The 23,184-nt window shown below is 68.8% G+C and carries 22 protein-coding genes and 1 pseudogene; 14 read left to right on the top strand and 9 right to left on the bottom strand.

The window, feature by feature from the left end; translation table 11 throughout:
- Positions 1-235: 235 nt before the first annotated feature.
- On the bottom strand, positions 236-1,267 hold the full coding sequence (locus tag OHA77_RS11305; protein WP_326820670.1) for an extracellular solute-binding protein: 1,032 nt from the start codon (positions 1,265-1,267) through the stop codon (positions 236-238).
- Between OHA77_RS11305 and OHA77_RS11310 the strand changes: the two genes are divergently transcribed.
- On the top strand, positions 1,254-1,679 hold the full coding sequence (locus tag OHA77_RS11310; protein ID WP_406317926.1) for a hypothetical protein: 426 nt from the start codon (positions 1,254-1,256) through the stop codon (positions 1,677-1,679). The genes OHA77_RS11305 and OHA77_RS11310 overlap by 14 nt on opposite strands.
- Here OHA77_RS11310 and OHA77_RS11315 read toward each other — a convergent pair.
- Complete coding sequence (locus OHA77_RS11315; RefSeq protein ID WP_406317928.1) at positions 1,610-2,377, bottom strand: SDR family oxidoreductase; 768 nt, start codon at positions 2,375-2,377, stop codon at positions 1,610-1,612. The genes OHA77_RS11310 and OHA77_RS11315 overlap by 70 nt on opposite strands.
- 191 nt (positions 2,378-2,568) lie before the next feature.
- Between OHA77_RS11315 and OHA77_RS11320 the strand changes: the two genes are divergently transcribed.
- Complete coding sequence (locus tag OHA77_RS11320; RefSeq protein WP_406317930.1) at positions 2,569-3,447, top strand: helix-turn-helix transcriptional regulator; 879 nt, start codon at positions 2,569-2,571, stop codon at positions 3,445-3,447.
- Between the two features lie 154 nt (positions 3,448-3,601).
- Here OHA77_RS11320 and OHA77_RS11325 read toward each other — a convergent pair whose 3' ends face one another.
- The 3 genes from OHA77_RS11325 to OHA77_RS11335 form a co-directional block, all read right to left on the bottom strand.
- Positions 3,602-5,107, bottom strand: coding sequence for a CoA-acylating methylmalonate-semialdehyde dehydrogenase (locus OHA77_RS11325; RefSeq protein ID WP_406317932.1), 1,506 nt, complete (start codon positions 5,105-5,107; stop codon positions 3,602-3,604).
- Complete coding sequence (locus tag OHA77_RS11330) at positions 5,104-6,402, bottom strand: aspartate aminotransferase family protein (protein ID WP_406317933.1); 1,299 nt, start codon at positions 6,400-6,402, stop codon at positions 5,104-5,106. Before OHA77_RS11330 ends, OHA77_RS11325 begins: the two co-directional genes overlap by 4 nt.
- A gap of 414 nt (positions 6,403-6,816) precedes the next feature.
- Positions 6,817-7,239, bottom strand: a complete 423-nt coding sequence (locus OHA77_RS11335; RefSeq protein WP_406317934.1) for a MarR family winged helix-turn-helix transcriptional regulator — start codon at positions 7,237-7,239, stop codon at positions 6,817-6,819.
- A gap of 138 nt (positions 7,240-7,377) precedes the next feature.
- Here OHA77_RS11335 and OHA77_RS11340 point away from each other — a divergent pair, with 138 nt between their 5' ends.
- From OHA77_RS11340 to OHA77_RS11355, 4 genes are all read left to right on the top strand, one after another.
- Complete coding sequence (locus OHA77_RS11340; RefSeq protein WP_406317935.1) at positions 7,378-8,325, top strand: zinc-binding alcohol dehydrogenase family protein; 948 nt, start codon at positions 7,378-7,380, stop codon at positions 8,323-8,325.
- A 625-nt stretch (positions 8,326-8,950) separates the two neighbouring features.
- Entirely contained in the window at positions 8,951-9,487 is a 537-nt protein-coding gene (locus tag OHA77_RS11345) for a TIGR03086 family metal-binding protein (protein ID WP_406317936.1), read from the top strand.
- Positions 9,484-9,816 (top strand): ArsR/SmtB family transcription factor, encoded by a 333-nt coding sequence (locus tag OHA77_RS11350; protein WP_406317937.1) that lies wholly within the window; start codon positions 9,484-9,486, stop codon positions 9,814-9,816. The genes OHA77_RS11345 and OHA77_RS11350 overlap by 4 nt, the downstream gene beginning before the upstream one ends.
- Positions 9,809-10,210 carry an SRPBCC domain-containing protein gene (locus OHA77_RS11355; RefSeq protein ID WP_238497088.1) on the top strand — a complete coding sequence of 134 codons (402 nt, stop codon included), beginning with the start codon at positions 9,809-9,811 and terminating at the stop codon, positions 10,208-10,210. The genes OHA77_RS11350 and OHA77_RS11355 overlap by 8 nt, the downstream gene beginning before the upstream one ends.
- A gap of 360 nt (positions 10,211-10,570) precedes the next feature.
- Here OHA77_RS11355 and OHA77_RS11360 read toward each other — a convergent pair whose 3' ends face one another.
- A complete protein-coding gene (locus OHA77_RS11360) occupies positions 10,571-11,644 on the bottom strand; it encodes an FAD-dependent monooxygenase (RefSeq protein ID WP_406317939.1) in 1,074 nt (357 codons plus the stop codon).
- Positions 11,645-11,727: 83 nt separating this feature from the next.
- On the opposite strand from OHA77_RS11360, the gene OHA77_RS11365 reads away from it, so the two are divergent.
- Positions 11,728-12,219 (top strand): TetR/AcrR family transcriptional regulator, encoded by a 492-nt coding sequence (locus tag OHA77_RS11365; RefSeq protein ID WP_406317941.1) that lies wholly within the window; start codon positions 11,728-11,730, stop codon positions 12,217-12,219.
- A gap of 268 nt (positions 12,220-12,487) precedes the next feature.
- The gene (locus OHA77_RS11370) at positions 12,488-13,177 is read left to right on the top strand and encodes a recombinase family protein (protein ID WP_406317943.1); all 690 of its coding nucleotides are present in this window, start codon (positions 12,488-12,490) and stop codon (positions 13,175-13,177) included.
- Between the two features lie 113 nt (positions 13,178-13,290).
- On the opposite strand, the pseudogene OHA77_RS11375 reads toward OHA77_RS11370, so the two are convergent.
- A pseudogene (locus tag OHA77_RS11375) lies at positions 13,291-13,593 on the bottom strand (NAD(P)-binding domain-containing protein); the annotation flags it as partial.
- A gap of 149 nt (positions 13,594-13,742) precedes the next feature.
- Between OHA77_RS11375 and OHA77_RS11380 the strand changes: the two are divergent.
- Positions 13,743-14,096, top strand: coding sequence for a winged helix-turn-helix transcriptional regulator (locus OHA77_RS11380; protein WP_406317945.1), 354 nt, complete (start codon positions 13,743-13,745; stop codon positions 14,094-14,096).
- Between the two features lie 301 nt (positions 14,097-14,397).
- Complete coding sequence (locus OHA77_RS11385) at positions 14,398-16,401, top strand: hypothetical protein (RefSeq protein ID WP_406317946.1); 2,004 nt, start codon at positions 14,398-14,400, stop codon at positions 16,399-16,401.
- Positions 16,402-16,491: 90 nt separating this feature from the next.
- Here the strand turns inward: OHA77_RS11385 and OHA77_RS11390 are convergent, their stop codons facing one another.
- Positions 16,492-17,943, bottom strand: coding sequence for an MFS transporter (locus tag OHA77_RS11390; protein ID WP_406317948.1), 1,452 nt, complete (start codon positions 17,941-17,943; stop codon positions 16,492-16,494).
- A gap of 111 nt (positions 17,944-18,054) precedes the next feature.
- Between OHA77_RS11390 and OHA77_RS11395 the strand changes: the two genes are divergently transcribed.
- The 3 genes from OHA77_RS11395 to OHA77_RS11405 all read left to right on the top strand — a co-directional run bounded on the left by OHA77_RS11395 (position 18,055) and on the right by OHA77_RS11405 (position 21,134).
- On the top strand, positions 18,055-18,828 hold the full coding sequence (locus OHA77_RS11395; RefSeq protein ID WP_406317949.1) for a TetR/AcrR family transcriptional regulator: 774 nt from the start codon (positions 18,055-18,057) through the stop codon (positions 18,826-18,828).
- Positions 18,829-19,103: 275 nt separating this feature from the next.
- A complete protein-coding gene (locus tag OHA77_RS11400; protein WP_406317950.1) occupies positions 19,104-20,729 on the top strand; it encodes a PucR family transcriptional regulator in 1,626 nt (541 codons plus the stop codon).
- Positions 20,730-20,738: 9 nt separating this feature from the next.
- Positions 20,739-21,134: a cupin domain-containing protein gene (locus tag OHA77_RS11405; protein WP_406317951.1), complete on the top strand. Its 396-nt coding sequence runs from the start codon at positions 20,739-20,741 to the stop codon at positions 21,132-21,134.
- A 68-nt stretch (positions 21,135-21,202) separates the two neighbouring features.
- On the opposite strand, the gene OHA77_RS11410 is transcribed toward OHA77_RS11405, so the two are convergent.
- On the bottom strand, positions 21,203-21,352 hold the full coding sequence (locus OHA77_RS11410; protein WP_406317952.1) for a hypothetical protein: 150 nt from the start codon (positions 21,350-21,352) through the stop codon (positions 21,203-21,205).
- A gap of 466 nt (positions 21,353-21,818) precedes the next feature.
- Here OHA77_RS11410 and OHA77_RS11415 point away from each other — a divergent pair, with 466 nt between their 5' ends.
- Positions 21,819-23,108, top strand: coding sequence for a phosphodiester glycosidase family protein (locus OHA77_RS11415; RefSeq protein ID WP_406317953.1), 1,290 nt, complete (start codon positions 21,819-21,821; stop codon positions 23,106-23,108).
- The last annotated feature ends 76 nt before the right edge of the window (positions 23,109-23,184 follow it).

The raw sequence follows: 23,184 nt of genomic DNA on the forward strand, positions 1-23,184 counted from the left end.
ACTCGCTGACTGGTCAACCAGTCGATACTGAGAACATGATTTGACCACTGATTCCATTGTTGATGTTGACAATCACGACGGAAACCGTGGTGATTTCAAAGATGAACGGACATGGCCGAGGAGAGGCGGAACGCTCCGGGGTCGGGGGGACACCCGGAGCGCTCCTGGCAGGCCACGCCCAGCGGGGGGATGGACGTGCCCGCGGCCCGTCAAGACCAGGTCACCGGAGCCCCGCTCAGTTCACGAGGTTCTTCCACCTCTGCATCCAGTCGGTGTAGTCAGTGCATTCCCCGGTCCCGCCGCCGCAATCCTTTGCCGGGCGGACGGCGAAGGAGACGCGCCGGATCCAGTCGTCGTCGCGGACGTGGTAGATCTCGCACATGTGCTCGGCGCGCCTGGCACACGCCTTGGGGTTGGCCGGGGCGAGGCCCGTCCAGGCGGCGGCCGAGCGCTGGACGCCGGCCGAGGCGGTCCAGCTGAGCCACTTGTAGGCGCAGTTCGGGCTGGCTGGCTTGGCCGTGAGCATCCATGAGTCGACCCACCCGGTCATCGGTGACCCGTTCAGCGCCTTCATCGGCCGGTCCGCGCGCTTGAAGAGGTCACGGTGGTAGGGCAGTGCCTGGGCGAGCCGCACCGTTCCCGTCGAGAGGGCCCGGATCACCTCGAGGGAGTCCTTCCAGTAGACCCGGTCGGAGCCGTCCTGCTCGGCGAGCAGCTTCACCGCGGCGTCGAGCTGAGCGGGGGTGAGCTGGAACGGATCCTTGATCCCGAGCCCGGGACTGGTCCGGCTGAGCGCGAGCGCGGCGTCGGCGATGCTCAGCGGGCTGTCCCTGATCGCCACGGGAGCGGTCCGGTAGAGGTCCTCGGGCCCCTGCGGCCTGCCCTGCTCGTAGACGACCTGGTTGACCCCCCACAGGTAGGGGATGCCGTAGACCTTGCCTCCCCGGCGTACGGCGGGCAGTTCACGCAGCAGCTTGGGGATGTCCTGGTAGGACTCGACCAGGGAGGTGTCGACCGGCGCGACCGAACCCTCCGCCACCAGCCGCCCGGCCAGCTCCGGCGGTGGCGAGATGACATCGTAGGAGTTGTCGGCGAGCTTGGCGGACATCTCCTCGCCCGTCCGCACCCGGTCGAGCCGCACGACCCGGCACCCGGTCTTCTGCTCGAACGGGGTGACCCAGTTGGCCGTGGAGCTGGCCCCGCCGTACTCGACCTGGCCCTGGAACGTGAGCACCTGCAGCGTGCCCTCCCCCTTGCCGACGGACACCGAGGGCGTCGAGCTAGGGCTGGAAGCGGCACTCCGGCTGGGCGACGCCGAGGGGGTGCTCGACGGCGTGCCCGGAGCCGACGGGCCTCCTGTCGGCTGGACGGCGCCCGAGGCTCCCGACGAGGCCATCGCGGCGAGCGCCAGCCCGCCCGCCAGCGCCCCCAGACGTGTACGGCGGAGCCTGTCCCTGCTCATCAAGTCCCCCCACGATGCCGCTGCCGACCTGTTCGGAGCTTATCCGCCCTTCTCCCTGTCGGCGGAAGATCGGATCTCCCACCGGCGCAGACGCGCGGCCGCCGGTGCGCGGCCGGCACCCCGCCGGCTGCTCCCGGGAGGCCGGGGTCACGCCTGGCGGGTGGGCATCACGATGATCTGGCGCAGGTTCACGTGCCGGGGGCGGCTGGCCACGTAGCCGATCAGATCGGCGATCTCGTCGGCGGACAGCGAGCCGATCGTGTCGAACATCGCACCGAGCTGGCCGTCCGTGCCCAGCTCCGGGTTGTCGATGTGGTCGGCCAGCTCGGTGTCGGTCAGGCCGGGCTCGATGTTCGTCACCCTGACGTCACGCGGGCCGAACTCGGTGCGCAGCGTCGCGGACAGGTGGGTGAGGGCGGCCTTGGTGGCCCCGTAGACGGCATAGCCGGGGAAGGGGACGTGGGCGCCGATCGAGGAGATGTTGACGAGATCCGCGGTGGCACCGCCGGCGGCGGACTCGACCAGGTCGGCGGTGAACGCCCGGATGATGCGGAGCGCCCCGGTGACGTTGGTGTCGATCATCCGCGTCCACTCGTCCATCCGGCCGTCGTCGACGGGGTTGGGGAGCATGACGCCGGCGGCGTTGACGACGAGGTCCACCCGGCCGAGCTCGGTGTGGACCCGCGCGGCCCCCGCCTCGACGGAGGCCGCGTCGGTGACGTCGACCGCCACCGCGATCGCACGGCCGCCGTCGGCCTCTATGGCGGCCACGAGATCCTTCAGGCGGTCCTCACGCCGGGCCAGCAGCGCGACGCGAACACCGTGCGCGGCGAGGAGGCGGGCGGTGGCGGCGCCCATGCCGCTGGCGGCTCCGGTGACGACGGCGGTACGACCGGTGAGAGAGGTGAAGCTCATGACTGTTACTCCTGGCTGGTGCTGTGGTGCTGTCCTGCTGACATGGACGACCTTGCCGCAGCGCTCAGGACGTGCCCAGGGCGCCGGTTTTCCTAGGTCTGCGAGAACCAGGTTCACCCCGGTGCCGGGCAGAGCACCGGGTTTCCTATGGTTGTCGGCATGAGCAACGCATCTACCGACTGGTTGTCAGCATGAGCAACGCACCTGCCGACGACCTGGGCGGTTTCCTGCGCTCCCGCCGCGCGCGGATCCAGCCGCGAGACGTCGGACTACCCGCGGGCGACCGCCGCCGCGTGCCGGGCCTGCGCCGCGAAGAGGTCGCCCAGCTCGCCGGGGTGAGCGTGGACTACTACGTCCGGCTGGAACAGGGCCGCGATCTGAACGTCTCCGACGCGGTCCTCGACTCCGTCGCCCGCGTCCTGCGCCTCGACCCGACCGAGCACGCCCATCTGCGGATTCTCGCCCACCCGCCGCGCGACACGGCGCCCGCCTCCTCCTCCCGGCCGGGGATTCAGGGGCTGCTCGACGTGATCGGCGCACCGGCGTTCGTGCTCGGCCGGTGCATGGACGTGCTCGCGTGGAACGCCCGCGCCGACGCGGTCATGGATTTCTCCCGGATGGAACGGCAGGCTCGCAACATGGCGCGCCATGCGTTCCTGAACCCGGAGGCGTCCGCGTTCTATCCCGACTGGGAGGCGGTCGCCGCCGAGACGGCGGCGCACCTGCGCCTGGACAGCGCCCGGCATCCCGCCGACCGCCGCCTCGCCACCATGGTCGCAGAACTGTCGGCGGCGAACCCGGTGTTCGAACGCCTGTGGACCGAGCACCAGGTGAAGGAGAAGTCGTCCGGCGGGAAACGACTGTGCCATCCCCTCGTCGGCGAGTTCGAGGTCGGGTACGAGACCCTGACCGTGCCGGGCGCCCCCGACCTGCTGATCGTCGTCTACACGACGGAGACCGGTTCGGCCGCGGCGGCCAAGCTCGCCCTGCTCCTGGACCACGCCGAGCGGAAACTCCTGGACCACGCCGAGGGGACGGCCGGCGACCGTACGCGTTTCCAGACCATCTGAGAGACCGGGCTCCGGCCGGCGGAGCCACGGCTCACCGTCACCGCGACGGAACGCGGCTTCGGGAACGGCCCGGACGGATGCGCGGCGGGCCCGCGAGAGGTCTCTCACGGGGCCCGCCGCCCGGGAACGGCCGTGCGAGAACGGCCGTGCGGAACTACTCGTTGGTCGGGAACCCCAGGTTGACGCCGCCGTGGCTCGGGTCGAGCCAGCGTGAGGTGACGACCTTGCCACGGGTGTAGAAGTGCACGCCCTCGGCCCCGTGGACGTGGGTGTCGCCGAACAGCGAGGCCTTCCAGCCGCCGAAGCTGTAGAAGGCCATCGGCACCGGGATCGGTACGTTGATCCCGATCATGCCGACCTCCACCTCGTTCTGGAAACGCCGGGCGGCGCCCCCGTCGTTGGTGAAGACCGCGGTGCCGTTGCCGAACTCACCGTCGTTGATCAGCTTCAGTCCCTCCTCGTAGGAGGACACGCGCACGATCGCCAGGACCGGGCCGAAGATCTCCTCCCGGTGGACGCGGGAGTCGGCCGGGACGTGGTCGAGGACCGTCGGGCCGAGCCAGAAGCCCGGGGTCTCGGCGGCGGCCGCGCCGCCGGCGACCGGGGTCCGGCGGCCGTCCACGACCAGCTTGGCCCCCTCGGAGACGCCCAGGTCGAGGTAGGAGGCCACCTTGTCGCGGTGGACCCCGGTGACGAGGGGACCCATCTCGGAGGCGGGGTCGTCGCCGGGGCCGACGGTCAGCGTGGAGACACGGGAGACGATCTTGTCGACCAGTTCATCGCCGACCGGGTCGACGGCGAGCACGACCGAGATCGCCATGCAGCGCTCGCCGGCCGAGCCGAAGCCCGCCGACACCGCCGCGTCGGCGACCAGGTCGAGATCGGCGTCGGGCAGCACGAGCATGTGGTTCTTCGCCCCGCCGAGCGCCTGGACCCGCTTGCCGTGGGAGGTGGCGGTCTCGTAGACGTATCTGGCGATGGGCGTGGACCCCACGAACGAGACGGCGCGCACGTCCGGATGCTCCAGCAGCCGGTCCACCGCCACCTTGTCGCCCTGGAGGACGGTGAAGACCCCGTCCGGCAGCCCGGCCTCCTTCCAGAGGGAGGCCATCAGCAGCGACGCGGACGGGTCCTTCTCGGAAGGCTTGAGGATGAAGGTGTTGCCGGCCGCGATCGCGATCGGGAACATCCACATCGGCACCATGGCCGGGAAGTTGAACGGGGTGATCCCGGCGACGACGCCCAGCGGCTGGCGGATGGAGTAGGAGTCGACCCGGGTGGAGACGCCCTCGGAGAAACCGCCCTTGAGCAGATGAGGGATGCCGCAGGCGAACTCCACGACCTCCAGGCCCCGGGCCACCTCGCCCAGCGCGTCGGAGTGGACCTTGCCGTGCTCCGCGGAGATGAGCCGGGCCAGTTCGTCGCGGTTGGCGTACATCAGCTCGCGGAAGCGGAACAGCACCTGCGATCGCTTGACCAGCGAGGTGTCCCGCCAGGCCGGATAGGCCGCGACCGCGGCCGCCACGGCGGCGTCGGCCTCGTCCGCCGAGGCGAGGTGGACCCGGCCGCTGACCTCGCCGGTCGCGGGGTTGAAGATCTCGGATGTACGGCCGCCGCCCTCGACAGGGGCTCCGTTGATCCAGTGGGTGACGTTCTTCACGAGGCGACCTCGGCGTTGACGGCTTCGAGTGCGGTGACGATGATCCCGAGGCCTTCGGCGGCCTCCTCCATCGTCAGGGTGAGCGGCGGGGCCATCCGGAGCACGTTGCCGTACAGGCCGCCCTTGCCCGCCAGCAGCCCGGCCTTGCGGGTCTCCTCCATGAACCGGGCGGCGAGCGCCGGAGAGGGCTCACCGGTCGCCGGGTCGACCAGCTCGATCGCGAACATCAGGCCCTTGCCGCGGATGTCGCCGACGATCGGCAGGCGCGGCGCGGCCTCGCGGAGCCCGTCGATGATCAGGGCACCGGTCCTGGCGGCACCGGCCTGCAGGTCGTGGTCGAGCACGTAGTCCAGCGTGGCGTTGGCGGCGGCCATCGAGATCGGGTTGCCGCCGAAGGTCGCCAGGCCCACCGCGTGCAGATTGTCCATCAGGTCACCGCGCGCCACGACGCCGCCGACCGCGAACCCGTTGCCCAGGCCCTTGGCGAAGGTCATCATGTCCGGCGTGACACCGTGGTTCTGGATGCCGAAGAAGGCCGATCCGGTGCGGCCCCAGCCGGTCTGCACCTCATCCGAGATGAACAGGATGCCCTCCGCGTCCAGGACCTCCTTGTAGGCGGCGAACAGCCCGTCGGGGGCCATGGTGAACCCGCCCACCCCCTGGATCGGCTCGGCGATCAGCGCGGCGACGTCGCCTCCGGTGGCAGTGGAGAGCACATGGCGCAGATCGTCCACGCATGCCGCGATGTAGTCGGCGTCCGACAGACCGCGGAACTGGGTGAGGTGGCGGTCGGCGCCGTGCAGAAAGTGGACGTTCAGCGGTGACAGCGAGCTGTTCTTCCAGGCGCGGTTGCCGGTCACGCTGACCGTACCGAAGGAACGGCCGTGGTAGCTCTGCCGCATGGCGAGCACCTGGTCGGACCCGCGCGCATACGTCGCCAGCAGCAGCGCCGTCTCGTTGGCCTCGGTGCCGGAGTTGGTGAAGAAGACCTTCGCGTCCTTGATACCGGACAGTTTGGCGATCTTCTCGGCGAGTTCGACCTGGCCGCGGAGCAGGTAGACCGTGGAGGTGTGCACGACGCCGGTGGCGAGCTGGCGCTCGACGGCCTCACGCACCTCGGGCACGTCATACCCGATCATGTTGGTCAGGATGCCCGCGAAGAAGTCCAGGTAGGTCTTGCCCGAGGCATCGACGACTCGGTTGCCCTTACCGCTGACGATCTCGATGGGCTCGTTGTAGTAAAGGGCCATCCAGTTGGGCATTACCGCCCGATGGCGCGCAAGAAGGTCCGACATGTATCGAGTATCGCGGCTCGGGGCGACCGCTCCTACCGACAACATGTCGGGAGATAGCCGTCTAAGCCATCACACTGTCATCTTCGGACCCGTACGGCGCGACCGGTGGCGCCCCGGACGCCTTCCCGTCATCCCCGGACCCGTACGGCGCGGCCGGTGACACCGTCCCGGGCCGCCCTCATGGGCCGCAGGGCCCTGGCCCTGTACGGCTTGCGCCCTGCGACGGGCGGCGCAAGCCGTACAGGGCATCGGGCGGAGCACCCCCCAAGGTTCCCCCGCCCGGGCTTCGAAGCCGAGCGGCTCACGGATTCATCGTCATCCAAATTTCCTACTAAAGCAATCTGGAATGCATGAATTTTTGCCGGCCTTTCCGCAGGCATTCCCAGGGTGTACCCGTGGGGCTGCGGGCGCGTATCAGCCCAGTGCTTTGCGCAGCAGCGCCGTCAACTGATCCTGTTCGTCGGGTGAGAGTCGTCCTACCGCCGTGCGGGCGAAGGTGAAGGCCGTTGCGAACTGGTGGTTGATCTCATCTCCTCGGGAAGTTCGCGCGACGAGTCGTGCGCGGCGGTCCCGGGGATTCGGTTCGCGGGTCACGAGGCCGAGCGCTTCGAGACGCGCGACGATCTGGGTGATGTTGGAGGCATCGCAGCCGAGCTCCTCGGCCAAGGCGCCCATACCGCGTCGCTCATCGAGTCGCCCGAGCACACATGCCTGCGCCGAGCTGAGCGACAGCTCGGCCGCGGCCGCCTCGTAGGCGCGGTCATATACGTCGACCAGGTCGAAGAGGACGGCCTCAACCCCGGACGAGGTGGCTACGGGTCCGTTCGGCAGCGCCATGGCTCCCAGTTTAGAGCAATTACTTGATTCCATCAATTAGCTGTGGTCCAATAATCCTTGATTCACTCAAGTAAACGAGGTGAGCCGATGGACAGCAGAGTCGAGAGCACAGCGGATGGCGCGATCGTGGTGCCGCAGATGGACGCGATCGTCCTTGACCGGTTCGGCGGAGTCAACGAACTCTCGCCGCGCCGGATACCGCTCCCGGAGGTCGGCGACGACGACGTCCTCATCCGGGTGGAGTTCGCAGGCGTCGCGTCCTGGGACGCGGTCGAGCGAGAGGGGGACTACGACGGCGCTTTCGGCGTCGCGTCGGCCTTCCCCTATGTCCTCGGCTGGGACGCGGCGGGTACGGTGGCTGCGGTCGGACGCAACGTCACCCGGTTCGACGTGGGCGAGCGTGTCTACGCTGCGACGATGCCGGTGCGGCGTGGCGGCTTCTACGCCGCGTACGGCGTCGTTGAGGCGGAGTTCGTGGCGCGCGCGCCCGACCGGATGCCGACCGAACAGGCCGGCGCGATGGCTTGGGATGCCCTGACTGCACTGAGCGGCCTCGATCTGCTCGGCCTGCGGCCGGACGAGACGCTCATGGTCTTCGGGGCCAGCGGGGGTGTCGGCCACATGGCCGTGCAGCTGGCGCGGCACAGCGGCATCCGAGTGTTGGCCGTGGCCTCTGGTGACGACGGTGTCGCCCTGGCCCGGCGGCTGGGCGCCGACGACGCCATCGACGGACGCAAAGTGGATGTGCTGGCCGCGGCGCTCGAGTTCGCACCAGGCGGGCTCGATGCGGCGCTGGTCACCGTGGGAGGCGAGACCACCGAACGATCTCTTCGCGCGATCAAGAGCTCGGGACGGATCGCCTGGCCGAACGGTGTCCTGCCCGTGCCCGTAACGCCGCCGGGCGCGACGATGTCCTACTACGACGGCGATCGTAGCCGCACCGCCACCGATCGGCTGAACGCGATCATCGAGGCGAGCTCCTTCGAGGTCCACGTCGCCCGGACCTTCCCGATGGAGCGAGTCAAGGATGCGCATCGCGCCCTAAACGATCACTACGTCGGGAAGCTGGCCCTCAAGGTCGGATAGGGCCCTCCGCTCCCGAACGTGTCCCCAGCCGCCAGGTAGGTCTTGATTGCGCTTGAAGTCTCCGAACGTGGCGTCGTTAGGCTTGGTCAGGGCCGGTCGCTTGTTCGGCCGCGTCGTGGTCGCGGAGCATGCTCATAACCGTTGCGGGTGAGGGGGTCCCGGTAGTAATCGCGAAAAATCCAACGGAAATGCCCCTGGCCTGCTCTGATGTGAGGGCGTCGCATGGCTGGTGTGCCGGTTGGTGGATGTGGCGGACTGGGCCGAGGATGCCGCTGACTTCGCCGGAATGCTCCACGTCGACGCTGGCGAAGCGATATCCGTTGGATTTTCCGCCGTTGCTACCGGGACCCCATTACGAGTCAACGGCGGGAGCCAGGTCGGCGGGCTTACGCGCTGGTCAGGCGGTAGATGCGGTTCGGAGATGTGATCGCGTAAGACGGTGTTGCTGTACGGCACTGCTGTACAACAACGTCGTCCGATGGCTCATCTCGCCGTCGTCGGCAGAGAGCCGGTTGGCGAGGTTGCGCGTCCATGGTTCCTCCGACGCCGGGACACGTCCTACCTCATCGGTCCGTCTACAAAAAACCAATTGACTTTTGTACAAATCATTGTTTGTGTAGAAGCCATGCTCATCACCGACACCCCCGACCTGCTCGACGAGGGCCTGGCGTGGACGACGGCCCGCATCGCCGCCGTCCCAGCCGATGCCCTCTATGTCCCCACCCCCTGCGACGACTGGGACCTCCGGACGCTGCTCGACCACACCGTCGAGACCCTGGCGATCTTCGCCGACGCCCTCGACGGCGGCGGCGCCACCGCCACCGGACCATGGGACGCCGCCATGGCCGACCTCGCGGCCCGGACCCGGCTCGCCTGGCGGCAGCCCGGCGTGATGGACCGCACCTACGAGCTGCCGTTCGGGACGATGCCCGGGCCGGTCATGGCGTCGGCGACCCTGCTCGAGGCCGTCGTCCACGGCTGGGACATCAGCCAGGCGAGCGGCGAAGCGGCGTCCATCCCGGAGGACCTCGCGCTCGCCGTCCTCGCCTTCGCCCACGCGGCCCTCGGGGAGGCGCAGCGTGGCGACGCCTTCGGCCCGGCGCTCGACATCGGCGCAACGGCGTCCGAGCAGCTCATCGCCTACCTCGGCCGGACGCCGTGAGCGCCGCCACCGCCGAGGTGCTGGACAGCACCCTTCGGGCGCTGGCCGACGGCAACCGCCGCGCCATCCTGAACATCGTTCGGGACGAACCTCGGGCGGTGGGCGAGGTCGCCGAGGCGATGGCGATGAGCCAGCAGGCCGTCTCCCACCACCTCCGGGTGCTCCGGGGGGCCGGGCTCGTCACCGAGACGCGGGAGGGCACCCGCCACCTGTTCGTCGTGCGCACCGACGGCTTCGCCGCCGTCCGCCAGTTCCTGGAGGGCTTCTGGCCCGATCACCTGGCCGCTCTCAAGGCCGCCGCCGAGAAGACCGCGAGGACCAATGGCTGAGTTCGCAACCTCCATCGACATCGAGGCCCCGCCCGAGATCGTGTTCGACCACCTCGTCACGGTCGACGGGATGCTGGCGTGGATGGGCCGGCGCGCCGAGCTCGATCCCCGGCCGGGCGGCGTGTTCGCCGTCGACATCGACGGGAACCCGATCCGCGGTGAGTTCGTCGAGGTCGACCGGCCCCGCTCGGTCGTCGTCACCTGGGGCCTGGAGGCCAACGACGTCCTCCCTGCCGGATCGACCGAGGTGGCGTTCCGCCTGACGCCGACGGCCACCGGCACGCGGGTCGACCTGACCCACTCGAACCTGCCGGAGTCGCAGGTCCCGCCCCACGCCGAGGGCTGGCTGCACTTCCTCGGCATCCTCGCCGAGACGGCGGCCGCCGCCGCCTGATCGATCAAGTCGGCTGGGGCTCCCGGGGTAGGCCGAGGGGTCCCGGTAGCAACGGCGGAAAATCCAACGGATATCGCTTCGCCAGCGTCGACGTGAAGCATTCCGGCGAAGTCAGCGGCATCCTCGGCCCAGCCCGCCACATCCACCAACCGACACACCAGCCATGCGACGCCCTCACATCAGAGCAGGCCAGGGGCATTTCCGTTGGATTTTTCGCGATTACTACCGGGGCCCCGAAGATGCCGCTGACCTTGCCCGGCTCTCCACTTCGGCGCAGATCAACGGCATATCCGTTGGAAATTTCTTCATTACTACCGGGACCCCGTGAGGGGTACCGGCCCCTCTTCTTGCCAGAACGCCTTATGAGTCGGCCAGGTCGGCGTGGCCGCCGAACATCGTTGCGGCCTGGCGGCCCGCGGCCTGGTTCCCGGTGACGTAGGGCCGTAGCTCTTGTTCGTAGGCAGCGAAGGCGGCCATGTGGTCTCCGGCCGCCGAGGCCAGGCTGCGGGTGAGGGTTCGGGCACCGATCAGCGCTTGTGAGGTGCCCATGCCGCTGGTCGGGGCGGCGCAGTAGCCCGCGTCGCCGACCAGAGCGATCCGGCCGCACGACCAGTGGTCCAGGTGGACCTGGCAGGTCGAGGAGAAGTGGAAGTCGTCCGCTTCGCTCATCGCCTCCAGCAGCCGGGGCGCCTCCCCGCCGAAGTCGGCGAAAGCCGCTCGCACTGCGTTCTCCTGCTCGTCTCGGCTGCGTCGGTCCAGTGCGGGTGAGGCGGTGGCGAAGGAGAAGCTGACTGTAAGGCGGTCCGGTGCGCCGGAGCTGAACAGATAGAGCGCCGCGCCGGGGCCTTGCTGCAGCAGGCCGCTGCGCTCCAGGCCGAGGTGGTTGGCGATGCTGAAGCCGGCTCCGGAGAGGCCCAGGTGGCGCAGCGTGCTGGCGTGCGGGCCGAAGGCCAGTTGCCGCACCTTGGAATAGACGCCGTCGGCTCCGACCACCAAGTCGAACTCGCGGGCGGTGCCGCGCTCGAACTCGACCGCGACGCCCGACCCGTGCTGGGTCAGCGCGCTGATCGAATCGTCGAACACGTAGGTCACGTCGTCGGCGGTGATGCGGTGAAGGATCCGGGTCAGCTCCTGTTTCGGCACCTCCAGTTCGCCGGCGAACACCTCGGCGGGCAGCCGTCCGGTCTCCACGCCTTTGTCGTCCAGCAAGGTGGTGCCGCGCATCTTGGTGTCGTGTCCGCGCATCTCGGCGAGGACGCCCAGTTCCTCCAGCACGTCGAACGCCTCGCCGCGGAAGTCCACCGCGTAGCCGCTGTCGCGAAGCTCGGGCGCGCGCTCGACCACGCTCACCTCGTACCCGTCGCGGTTCAGGAAGAAGGCGAGGGCGGGTCCGGCCACGCTCGCGCCTGAGATCAGCACTTTCGTCTTGGTCATGGCATGACGGTAAGCCGATTTGACCATTTGGTCAATCCATTTGGATAGACCGGACGGGCAAATCATCGACTATGCTGCACCGTATGGGAAACCGAGAGGATCTGCTGGCCGGAGCCAAGCGGTGCTTGATCGAGCGGGGCTGGGCTCGCACGACCGTCCGGGACATCGCCTCGGCCGCCGGAGTCAGCCATGCCGCCATCGGCTACCACTTCGGCTCCAAGGACGCTCTGCTCACCCAGGCTCTGGTGGAGGCGGTCGACGAACTCAGCGACGAACTCGCCCGCCGCACCCCCTCGGACGAGTCGGAGCAGCGCTGGCAGGCCCTGATCGACAGCTTCACCACCCATCGGGCGTTGTGGGTGGCGCAGCTGGAGGCCGCGGTGCAGGCGGAGCGGTCGCCGGAGGTACGCGAACACCTCGCCAGAGGGCAGAGGGAGGGACGGGAGGGACTCGGCGGCTCGGTCCCGCTCGCCCTGCTGACCGGCCTGATGATGCAGTGGTTGCTTGATCCGGACCACGCGCCCGCCGGCGCGGACGTGATCGCGGAACTCCGATCACTCGCCACCGAACCCTGACGAGACCGACCTGTGGGGAGCCGGATGAGTTGATCGGCGCGGCCCTCCGCTCCCGAAGGTGCCCCCAGCCCCAAAGTAGTCGTGATCTCGCTGCGGCACCTTCGCGAAGGTGCCGGGATTAGATGGTTTCCCGACAGGGCGCTCACCTGGCCCTGAGAAACGGGTATAGGAGGACAAAACACCACGCTTGGCGGGCCATTTCGGGTTTCATTGACGACAGTATTTTCCGACAGGTAGAACGGGGCTTCGTCCTTCCTGAGGAGCGCCGGTGCGGATCGTCTACTCCCGCTCGTCCACCGCGACCCAGTCCCTGCTGCGGCAGCGGCATATCCTCACCGAGGCCGGGCTGCTGGTCCGGACCGAGGGTGTGGCCGAGGGGTTCCACCCGGCTCCGGGGGTGCGGCTGTTCGAGGACCCGGCGACGACCTCCAAGATTCCCGCGCTGGAGCGGCCCGCGTTCGCCAAGGTTGCCGCCGCCGCGCATCCCGGAGACACCCTCACGGTGTCGGAGCTGTTCCGGCTGTGCCGCGACCTGGTCGACATCCACGCTGTCCGCGACTGGTGCCAGGCCCGCGGCGTGGTGCTGCGGGTCCTGTCCGGGCCGCTGTCGAACTTCCACGACCTGGCCGCCAACGACGCGGCCACCGCCCTGATCATCAACGTGATCACTGCCGTCGGGCAGTTCCAGCGCGACCTGCAGAACGAGCTGACGGCCGAGGGGATCGCTGCGGCGGAAGCCGAAGGCCGCTATCGCGGCCGGCCGCCCGCGCTGACCGGCGCCCAGCTCGAGGAGGTGCGGTCAGCGTTCCAGGACCAAGGCGCCTCGATCGCGGCACTCGCACGCGCGCAGGGGGTGAGCCGCGCCGCCGTCCGGACCGCGCTGGCCAATCTGCTGCCTGACCAGCGGGTCTGTCCAGTAAACCGTACAGTCCCGCGGAGGGCCTTGTCGCCGCTGTAGTACAGCAGGGTGTCCGGCGCTCCCACGGCCGAAGGCACGTTCTTGACCGCGCCGGCCAGGAACCGGGCGCCATGGTCGATGGCCCAGGCGGCCGTCTCGCGGGCGCCAGCGGGGGAACCGCTGTTGAGGGTGACCAGGGCCCGTCCATACAGCGACGCGCCGGCGGGCCGCAGTGCCAGCCGGGTGTCATCGAAGGTGGTCAGGCAGGTGATGACCAGGGGACTTGCCGTTACCGCGTCCTCAATGGCCTCCGCATGCCTGGCTCCCATGGCGATGAGGGGCGCGGCTTTGGCGGCGGTTCTGTTCCAGACGGTGGTCGGGTGTCCGGCCTTGACGAAGGCCTCGGCCAGTGCTGTGCCCATCGAGCCCAGTCCGATGACGGTCACGGGTGTCATGTTCTTTGCAGTCATATGCATACTCCAGCCACAGAGATAAGGAGGCGGGCGCGCTGTCTTGGAAACCGTTGTGGTCTGACGCGGGCCTGGTCCATGCTGGCCGGAGCGCCTGCATTCTCTCAAGTACCTACATTTTTGCCGGGTACTGACATAAGTGTGAGTATGGGCCGGTGAAGGAGACGAAGAAGCGGACGTTCACCTGCGGTCTCGATGCTGCCATCGCCGTCATGGGAGGCAAGTGGAAGGGACTGATCCTGTTCGCGCTTCAGGAGGGCCCCCTGCGCTTCGGGGAGTTGCGGCGCGCGGTGCCCGGCATCAGTGAGCGGGTGCTGATCCTGCAGTTGCGGGAGATGGAAACCACCGGGCTGCTGCATCGTGAGGTCTATCACCAGGTCCCGCCGAAGGTGGAGTACTCGCTCACCGAGTTTGGCCATTCACTGAACACCGCGATGGCACCGCTCGGGGAGTGGGGCGAGGAGCACGTCGAGCGCATCGAGGCCATCCCGTGGGACCAGGTGGGGTGAACTGGCGCGGATGGATCGGCAGGCCTCATCACCGCCTGGTTTTACACTCCCGCCCACCGTCGATACCGCCACGCACCCGGCCTACCGACTCGGCGAGACGATCAGGATCCACGCTTCCTATGACCAAACACCACCAGCGGCCGCTCTGGTCGCATGGCCCATTGCGTCCTCGACGGTGCTTCGGCCTGGCCACGACCACCGGCCTACAGCGATCTGGTGATGGCTTGTGGGCAGGTGAAACCGAAGCGTGCTCGCCGAACAAGAGATGAAGTGTCGGTCATCTCCACTACGGTCGCTTGGCATGATCATCTCTGGCAGTACGGTCGTGCTGGCCGGGCGGTTCGGCCGGTTTCCGAAGGGTGAGGCCAAACGCGGCCTGGAGGCGTTGGGCGCGACGGTGACCGCGTCGGTCTCGGCGAAGACGGACCTGGTCTTCGCCGGGGCGAAGTCGGGTGCCGAAGCGGGCCCGGCGGCGGTGCGCGGCGTTCCGATCTACGACGAGGACGCGCTGGCGGCCGTGCTCGAAGGTCGGGAGCCCGGCACTGTGCCGCCGTCCCCGCCGTTCACCGGCGTCCCGAATGAGCGGATGGGACCCGACGAGGCCCTCAATACCCTCAAGAACGCCGACTGGTCCGCGTTCTCCCCAGAGCGCGACACCGTGCCGCTGCGGGACGCCCTCCAGGCTCTGGAGCGCGCCCACGGCGTCACCGGCGCGCATCACCTCGCGACCGCCCGGCTCCGCGACGCGGGCGCGCTGCTGCGCCACTCCGACGTGCACCACGGCGAGCTGAACGGCCACGCGCTCAGCCCGGACGGCCGCCACCTCTCGGTCGGAAGCCGGACCGGCGACGACTACGACCGGGGCGGTGTCCTGCAGATCTTCGAGGTCGCCACCGGCCGCTGCGTCCACGCGATCGACGGCATCATGGGCGGCATCGGCTTCCCGGACTACACGCGCAGCCTCCAGTGGTCGGCGGACGGCACGCGGATCGCGCTGGAGTACAACACCAACGCGACCGGCGTGTGGGACCCGTTCGGCACCGCCCACGAGCCGATCGCCAACGCGTTCTTCCTCGCCTCCGGCAGGCCGTTGGGCATGGCCCTCGCCCCCGAGGGCAGGCGCGCGTTCGTCTACGGAGGCGAGTCGGATTACCTGCGCAACGTCATCGTGGCGATGCACGAGGGATCGGTCGCCGGGCCACCGGACGCCCACCCGGAGGGAACGGAGCCGATCGAGTTCAGCGGGCCGCTGCCGGACGAGTCCCGGGAAACCTGGAGTGACGAGCCCGAGCTCACCCTCGGCCGGGCGTTCTGGTCGCGCGACGGCTCCCGTGTCTACGGAGAGGCGCCGGACGAGTACGCGGCGATCTCGCTCGACGTGCAGAAACGGCAGGTCTCCTGGATCCTGGGCCTGGAAGAGGATCAGGATTCGGCTCCGCCCGAGTGGAGCCTGGACGAACGGCTCCTGGCCTACCGGCGCGACGGAAAGCTCATCATCGCCGACGCGCTGACGGGTGAGACGACGGCGGAGCTTCCGGGCTACCCGGGCGCCGATGTCCTGTGCTGGGGGCCGGGCGGCCGGCTGGCGGTGGTGGACCCGGCGGGCGGGACCGTCGGGATCATCGACGCGGTGACCGGCAAGCACAGGTACGACCTGAACGTTCGGGCGGACGCCTCCAACCCGCGCGGCTGGGACGCCCGGTCGTGGGCCTGGTCGCCGGACGGCGAGCGGGCCGCCTGTGTCACCGCCGAGGGGCGGATCGAGATCTGGTCGCTCGGTGAACGCCCCGAACGGGTGCGCGTCCTGGACGGCATCCGGCGCACCGTCGGCCAGTGGGCTCACGGCTTCGGCCTGGAATGGCCCGCCGACGACGTGCTGATCGCGATCGGCTCGCACGCGGTGCGTTTCCTGTGCCCCGAGACCGGCGAGATCGTGGCCGACCACCCCTTCCACCACACCCCGGCCGCCCGTCGCCCGCTCTTGTTCACCGGCCGCGACATCGGCGACCGGCTCCGGCTCACCCCGACGTTCGCGCTGGATGAGGACACCTGGGCGGTGGCGTTCGAGGACGGCACGGTCATCGCGCAGCCCGGCCGGGACGACGATCTCGACGGTCGGCTCTGCTGGTCCGTCGCCCGCCGCTTCGTCTGGCCGTTCCGCTGGGGCGACCAGAAGGTCTTCCCCGACCCCGCCCACGTGGGGGTGGGGGCCGCCGCACCGGAGACCGAGCGGCTGCTGGCGCCGTTTCGGGGACGTGGCAGCACGGCAGAGGGCAGGCCACCGGCCCGACCGACGACCAGTTGACCGATCTCGCCGCTACGCGCCGATGGCCGACCTGCTCCGCAGGTCGGCCACGATGAGCGGACACCCAGACTCGACAGCCTGGAGAATCCCTCAGCTCCCCGACTCCACCAGGTCCGGCGCCGGAGCCGGGGCCTTGAGAACCGGGCGGAGCACCGTGAACGCCAGCGCGGCGGCCGCGAAGGTGAAGGCGGCGCCCACCCAGGAGCCGAACGACATGGCCGACACGAACGCCTCCTGCGCGGTCCTGGCCAGTCCCGGATCGCCCAGCAGCAGCGCCCCGCTGATCGAATCCCGCGCGGCGTCCGGGGCGCCATCGGGCATCGATGAGGTGTAGACCCCGGCCAGCACGCTGCCGAGCACGGCCACGCTCAGTGCCATGCCCACCTGCTGAACGGTGTCGTTGAGCGCCGATCCCACACCGGCGTGCTCGGGCGGCACCGCCCCCATCAGGGTCGCGTACGCCGCGGGCCCGGCGAGACCGCCGCCGACTCCCATGAGCATGAGACCGGTGATCAGCATGCCGTACCCGGTGTCGGCGGTCATGAAGGCGAGCACACCGAAGCCGAGGGCCATCACACCGAGACCGGCGGCGACCAGCACCCGGTTGCTGACCCGCTGCCCCAGACCGGCGCCGACCCCGTTGAACAGCGCGGCGGCCACGGCGTACGGCAGCAGCGCCAGACCGGCCCTCATGGGACCGTAGCCCAGCACGAACTGCAGGTACTGGGTGAGCATCAGCAGCAGCGCGCCCGTACCGAACGACATCAGCACGATCGAGAACGACGAACCGCTGAAGTTGCGGTCGCGGAACAGTCCGAGCGGCAGCATCGGGTGCTCCGCCCGCCGCTCCCAGAGCACGAACGCCCCCAGAGCCAGTACGGCCAGCACCGCGGCGACCAGCACCCGCGGCGAGGTCCAGCCCGCACCGGGAGCCGAGATGACCACGAAGACCAGGGCGCTCATGCCGACGGTGGACAGCAGCACACCGACCGGGTCGAGCTTCCGCGCCGGACCGCGTGTCTCGGGCATCAGCAGCACGGCCGCGACGACGGCGACGATCGTGATCGGCACGTTGAGCAGGAAGATCGAGCCCCACCAGTAGTGCTCCAGCAGGAAACCGCCCAGCGTGGGACCGGCGATCACGCCGACCATGGCGACCGCGCTCCAGGCGGCGATGGCCTTGCGCCGCTCGTCGTCGTCGAAGACGGTGATCAGGATTGACAGGGTGCTCGGCATCAGGATGGACCCGCCGACGCCCATCAGCGCGCGGGCGGCGATGAGCTGCCAGGGCTCGGTGACCAGCAGCGCGATCAGCGAGGCTCCGCCGAACAACACGAGACCGATGATCAGGAAACGCTTGCGGCCATAGCGGTCGGACAGGCTGCCCGAGGTGAGCAGCAGGCCGGCGAAGACCAGGACATAGGCGTCGATGATCCACTGGATGTCCGAAGGGCTGGCACCGAGATCGGTCATCAGCGCTGGGATGGCCAGATTCAGGACAGTGTTGTCCACCACCAGGACCAGCAGGCTCAGACAGAGCACGCCAAGGATCCACCAACGCCGGGGATCACGACCTTCTCGTACAGTGTTCGATGTCACTCGCACAGCGTACGATAAACTCGAACATCGTGCGAGCGGATTTATACTCAAGAGGTGAAGCAGCCCATCACCTCGGTCTGGACGCGCGAGAGCCGACCCGCCAGGAGCACGACACTCAGCCGTACGCAGATCGTGCGTGCCGCCGTGGACCTGCTCGACGCCGAAGGGATGGACTCGCTGAGCATGCGCCGCCTGGGCGCCCGGCTCGGCTCCGGCGCGACCAGCATCTACTGGCACGTGGCCAACAAGGACGAACTGCTGGAGCTGGTCCTCGACGAGGTCTTCGGCAAGGTCGCCCTGCCCGCCCCCGCGACGACCGGCTGGCGGGACGAGGCCTCGGCTTTCGCCTACGGCCTGCGCGCGGCGCTCTTGGCCCACCCCTGGGCGGTCACCCTCGTCGGCACCGGGCCGACCCTCGGCCCCAACGCCATGGAGTTGAGCGCCCGGCTGCTGAGCACGTTCAGCCAGGCGGGTTTCACGGCCACGGAACAGGAGTACGCCTCCTCCGCCCTGCTGGCCTACGTGCTGGGTGTCACCACGCCCGAGATCGCCTGGAGCGCGGCCGCGGCCCACTCCGGCATGAGCGACGAAGAGCTGACGGCGTCAATGAAGCCTGTGGTGGAACAGGCCGCGCGTAACTATCCCGAGCTGGCGGAACGCTATGCGGACTACCACGGCACCGGCATCGACCTGCAGACCGCCCGCCTGCTCAACTTCGACTTCGGACTAACCTGCATCCTCGACGGCCTGGAGGCACGCCTGAGCCGCTCGGCCCAGGCCCAGGCGACTCCGCACGCGCGACCGGGAGCCGGCGGCGGAGCGGGCTGATCCTTCATACAGGCCCATGCGCCAGGCGGCGGCCGGCGGAACGGGCTGATTCTTCACACCGGCCCCATACGCCAGGCGGCGGCCGGCGACCGGTCCGCCACCGGCTCTGCCGTGATCCGCGCCGACGCACCGGAGTTCGCCGCGGGGTCTCAACGGTGTTGATCGGAAGGCGAACCAGAAAACAGTCATCAGACATGACATGACATCCAACCCGTGCAACAACCTGTAAAGCAGATGCAATCCGAACTTACAGCCTGATCGGATAGTCTCGGGCTGTGCTCCCTACCATCGCCGACGTTCTCTCCCTGGACACCGTCCGCCGCGGCAATCCCCGGGTCGTCGCGGGAGCCGACCGCCTGGACACCCGGGTGCGATGGGTGCACGTCGGCGAGGTCACTGACATCGCCCACCTGCTGCGAGGCGGAGAGCTGGTGCTCACCACCGGCATCGCCCTACCCGACGACCCTGAGATGCTGGCCGACTACATCGGCGAACTGGCCGCCGTCGGCGCGGCCGGGCTGATCGTGGAGCTGGGCCGCAAGTTCGTCAAGGATCTGCCCCGAAGCGTGGTCAGCGCCGCCGAGCGGCACGGCCTGCCACTGATCACACTGGCCCGTGAGACCCCGTTCGTGCAGATCACCGAGTCGGTCCACGCCAGAATCATCGACATCCAGCTGGAGGAGCTGCGCGCCTCGGAGCAGCTCCACGAGGTCTTCACCGAACTTTCGGTCGAGGGCGCCTCCCCCGCCGAGGTGCTCAGCCAGGTCGCCCGGCTCTCCGGACGGCCGGTGCTCCTGGAGAACCTCGCCCACCAGGTGCTGGCCTGCGAGACGGCCGGGCGCGACACCGGGACGCTGCTGGCGAGCTGGGAGACACGGTCCCGGGCGGTGGCTCCGGACCAGCGCACCGCCTACGACTCGGCCTCCGGGTGGCTGGTCACCATGGTCGGCGCACGCGGCCAGGACTGGGGCAGGTTGATCCTGCTCTGCGGCAGCGAGCCCGGCCCGCGCGAGATCGTGCTCGCCGAACGCGCCGCGACCACCCTCGCCCTGGGACGCCTGCTGGAGCGCCACCAGGAGTCACTGGAACGTCAGGCCCACGGCACGATCATCACCGGCATCCTGACCCACGCCTACGCCGACCCCGACGAGGCCGCCGCCCGGGCCCGGGCGGTCGGCGTCCCGTTGACCGGCCGCAAACTGATCAGCTTGGTGCTCCGGCTCGCCGAACAACCGGAGAGCCCACTGGACGGCCAGGAGCAACTCGCCAGGCTCGGTGAGCTGGCCGACGCCACCGCCGCCGCCTGCCGCGAGGCCCGCCTCCCCGCTCTGGTCGGTGCCTTGGACCAGAACCGCATCGGCGTCCTGCTCCCGCTCCCTCCCCGCACTCTCGCCGAACCCACGCTGGTCATGCTCGCCGACCGCCTGCGAGCGGCCCTCACCACCTCGTTCGTGCTCGCCGCCGGCTCCGTGGTCGAATCCCTCCGTGACGTACGGCGCAGTTTCCTGGAGGCGGAGCAGGTCGCGGACGTGGCCGTCAGACAGCCCGATGGCCGGCCGTTCTACCGCCTGCCCGATCTGCGGCTGCGTGGCCTGCTTCACCTGCTGAGAGACGACGCCCGGCTGCAGACCTTCGCCGAACGCGAGCTCGGCCCGCTACTGGCCCACGACGCCCAGCGCGGTGGCGACCTGACCAGGATCCTCCGGATCTACCTGGACGCCGGACGCAACAAGGCCGTCGCCGCCCAGAAAGCCCACCTGTCCCGGCCGGCCTTCTACGACCGGCTCCGCAGGCTGGAACGGATCCTCGACACCAACCTGGATGACGTCGAGTCTTGTCTCTCCCTTCATGTCGCCCTGCTGGCGCAGGAGTCGTTCCGGAGAGACAACATCCGCAGCTGAAAGGTCCCCATGCCCGACATCCTCGTCCCCGAGACCGCCGACCTGGCCCGCATGATCGCTGCCGCCGGGATCTTCGCCGTTCCAACGGGCGACGTGCAACTCTCCCCTGAGGAGCTGGACCCCGTCCAGATCCTCGCCGGCTCGCCGCAGATCTCCGCGGTCGAACTGTGGTCCTCACCCGACGGCTCGCAGAGCCGGGGCATCTGGGAGATCACCCCGGGCACGATGACCGACGTCGAACATGACGAGATCTTCGTGGTCATGTCCGGCCGGGCCACCGTGGACGTCGACGGTGGTGCCACCATCGAGCTCGTCCCGGGCTCGGTCTGTCTCCTCGCCAAGGGCGCCAAGACCACCTGGATCGTCCACGAGACGCTGCGGAAGGTGTATCACTGCCTGGGCTGAGAATGACCACGGCGCAAGCCGTACTGGACCCAGATTCCGTACGGCTTGCGCCTGCCTGGTCGCGCCCGTCAACCGTCTCGATCGGATGCGGCGTCCACGTGGATGGTGTCATCGGCGCAGACGTAGAGATCCCAGCGACGCGGTCGCGCCGTGATCACGCCAAGGATGAATCCGAAGACCATGCTTGCGACGATCACGATGAGAATGTTCAGCCCCATGATGGCTGCCTCTCGGAAAGAGTGCCGCTTGATCTGCGGAGTGCGGCGTACTGAACCGTAGCGCCCTGGTGCCGCCACCGCAGTGAAACGGCGGGGACTAACCCCTATTGACCAGCGTGATTGACCCGGTTGAGGCAGTTTCGGACTAGCGGAATTCCGTCACCTCTCATATGAGCCCATCCGCGGGACAACACTTTCTTGGGATGTTTAACGCGTTTCGCTCCCCTTGCCAGGAAGATCTCGGCACGATGGTGCACCGAAGTCTTGGTCATCAACGGGGAGAGAGGCATCCATGTCACGACGTATCGTCGTCGGGCTTTCGGCTGTAGTACTCAGCATCACACCGATTTCCGCCCAAGCCGAAGGGGCGAGCCTGGCCTTCCCCACCTCGACGTTCCCACTTGGTGACAGTGCCGCGCCGGCCAGAAGCCAGCGCAGCGTAGTGCCGGGTGTGGAGCTTTTCAGCTTGAAACAGGGGAAGTCCACCGAAGGGTGGACCGTGACGGTGCTGATGCCGAACGGGCACGAGGACGGCAAGCTGACCACCGCCCAGACCAAGGCCGCGGAGGTCGAGGCCGCCGGCTTCACCCCGGCCCTGCAGAAGGTCGTGCAACCCGCCGCCGCGGATGCTCCGGCCGTGGAACGTTACCTTGTCCGCATCGGGCTGTGGACGTTCGCGGAGCGCGCCAAAGCCGACAAGGTGGTGAAGGAGCTCAAGGAGCTCGACATCCGGGCCAAGACCGACTATCTCGCTGACGACGGCTTGCAGACCACAGGCCCCTGGGCCATGAACGTTCTGATGGTGGACCCCAAGCTCTTCAGAGGATCGTTCAGAACGAGCGTCGGGGCCAATGTCGCCAAGCGCGAGACGATCAGCTCGATGGCCAAACGGGCCGGTGCCATCGCCGGCGTCAACGGCGGCTTCTTCAACATCCACACACCCAAGGCACTCCAGGGTGACCCCATGGGGATCTCCGTGGTGGGCGGAAAACTTCTCAGCGAAGCGGTCCCCGGTCGCAGCGGCATCGTCATCACCGGCCGCAAGGTCCGGATCACCGAGCTGAAGACGACGGTCACCGCGACCCCGGCCGACGGAGCGAGGACCGAGGTCAAAGGCATCAACCGGGCTGCCGGGACGGACGAACTCATCCTTTACACCGAGGAATTCGGCACCAAGATGGCAGCCGACGGCGGCACCGAGATCGTGGTCGACGCCCAGGGAAAGATCATCAATGTCCGCGAGGGCGGAGGCATCGTCTCGCGCGGCACCTACGTGCTCCACGGCACCGGCATCATGGCCGACTGGCTCCTGGAGCACGCTTTGGAGGCCTCCACCATGAAGGTCGACACCAAGGTCATCGATCTGCGGACCAAACGGACCGTGCCGCTCACCCCGGAGACATACGTCATGGGCGGCGGAGTGGGGCTCGTGAGGAACGGCCGGGTGCAGATCACCGCCCAGGCCGACGGGCAGGCCTCCTTCAACATGATGCTCCGTCGCCACCCGCGCACCATGGCCGGTGTCACCAAGTCCGGTGGCCTGATCCTGGTCACGGTGGACGGCCGCAACCCCGGCGTCACGGTGGGCGCTTCGATGGTGGAAGCGGCTCAACTGATGCGCTGGCTGGGTGCGAAGCAGGCCATGAATCTCGACGGCGGCGGATCGAGCGTGATGGTCGTGGGCCACAAGGTCGTCAACCGTCCTTCGGACGGTGCTGAGCGGACCGTGGGCGACGGTCTGTTCATCACCCCCTGACCCGGCCCTCCCAAGGAGAAAGCTCCGGCCCTGTGTCAGGGTCGGAGCTTTCTTGTTGGAGGAGATCGACATGGGG

The sequence above is a fragment of the Streptosporangium sp. NBC_01639 genome, assembly GCF_045209755.1.
Taxonomy (GTDB): domain Bacteria; phylum Actinomycetota; class Actinomycetes; order Streptosporangiales; family Streptosporangiaceae; genus Streptosporangium.

What these genes read in the sequence shown, in the direction of transcription:
- OHA77_RS11315 (WP_406317928.1), bottom strand. Translation starts at nt 2,377, where the DNA reads ATGAGCTTCACCTCTCTCACCGGTCGTACCGCCGTCGTCACCGGAGCC.
- OHA77_RS11320 (WP_406317930.1), top strand. Translation starts at nt 2,569, where the DNA reads ATGAGCAACGCACCTGCCGACGACCTGGGCGGTTTCCTGCGCTCCCGC.
- OHA77_RS11330 (WP_406317933.1), bottom strand. Translation starts at nt 6,402, where the DNA reads ATGTCGGACCTTCTTGCGCGCCATCGGGCGGTAATGCCCAACTGGATG.
- OHA77_RS11335 (WP_406317934.1), bottom strand. Translation starts at nt 7,239, where the DNA reads ATGGCGCTGCCGAACGGACCCGTAGCCACCTCGTCCGGGGTTGAGGCC.
- OHA77_RS11340 (WP_406317935.1), top strand. Translation starts at nt 7,378, where the DNA reads ATGGACGCGATCGTCCTTGACCGGTTCGGCGGAGTCAACGAACTCTCG.
- OHA77_RS11345 (WP_406317936.1), top strand. Translation starts at nt 8,951, where the DNA reads ATGCTCATCACCGACACCCCCGACCTGCTCGACGAGGGCCTGGCGTGG.
- OHA77_RS11355 (WP_238497088.1), top strand. Translation starts at nt 9,809, where the DNA reads ATGGCTGAGTTCGCAACCTCCATCGACATCGAGGCCCCGCCCGAGATC.
- OHA77_RS11360 (WP_406317939.1), bottom strand. Translation starts at nt 11,644, where the DNA reads ATGACCAAGACGAAAGTGCTGATCTCAGGCGCGAGCGTGGCCGGACCC.
- OHA77_RS11365 (WP_406317941.1), top strand. Translation starts at nt 11,728, where the DNA reads ATGGGAAACCGAGAGGATCTGCTGGCCGGAGCCAAGCGGTGCTTGATC.
- OHA77_RS11385 (WP_406317946.1), top strand. Translation starts at nt 14,398, where the DNA reads ATGATCATCTCTGGCAGTACGGTCGTGCTGGCCGGGCGGTTCGGCCGG.
- OHA77_RS11405 (WP_406317951.1), top strand. Translation starts at nt 20,739, where the DNA reads ATGCCCGACATCCTCGTCCCCGAGACCGCCGACCTGGCCCGCATGATC.
- OHA77_RS11410 (WP_406317952.1), bottom strand. Translation starts at nt 21,352, where the DNA reads ATGGGGCTGAACATTCTCATCGTGATCGTCGCAAGCATGGTCTTCGGA.